The sequence below is a fragment of the Virgibacillus sp. M23 genome, from assembly GCF_034190895.1.
Taxonomy (GTDB): Bacteria; Bacillota; Bacilli; order Bacillales; family Amphibacillaceae; genus Virgibacillus; species Virgibacillus salarius.
The window spans coordinates 1-448 of the sequence record NZ_JAWDHA010000259.1 but is presented as its reverse complement, the minus strand read 5'-3'; the positions used below and the strand labels follow the sequence as shown (position 1 = coordinate 448).

The following is a 448-nucleotide window of genomic DNA, read 5'->3' as shown; positions in this document are numbered from 1 at the left end:
TGTATGAACGAAGCCGATATGCTGTTCTCTGTCACTGTTCCCGGAAGTACTGCTAACCTGGGCCCCGGCTTTGATTCAGTCGGAATGGCGCTTAGCAGATATTTGAAGCTGACCGTCTTTGAAAGCGACAAATGGTCATTTGAAGCTGAAACAGAAACAGTCGCCGGAATTCCGGCGGGTACAGATAACCTGATCTATCAAGTGGCTAAACGGACCGCAGATTTGTACGGAAAAGAAATGCCCCCTGTCCATGTGAAGGTGTGGAGCGACATCCCTCTTGCACGCGGCCTTGGCAGCAGCGCCGCGGCGATTGTAGCGGCCATTGAACTGGCTGATGAATTATGCGGCTTAAAGCTGTCTGAAGCGGACAAGCTGCATGTAGCAAGTTTAGAAGAAGGACACCCGGACAATGCTGGAGCGTCTCTCGTTGGCGGACTTGTGTTCGGCC

1 protein-coding gene is annotated in these 448 nt (G+C 52.5%); it reads left to right on the top strand.

What is annotated here, in order from left to right; all coding sequences use genetic code 11:
* Positions 1–3: 3 nt before the first annotated feature.
* On the top strand, positions 4–448 hold a 445-nt coding region (gene thrB / locus RVS70_RS22420), incomplete at its 3' end, for a homoserine kinase (protein WP_321134924.1).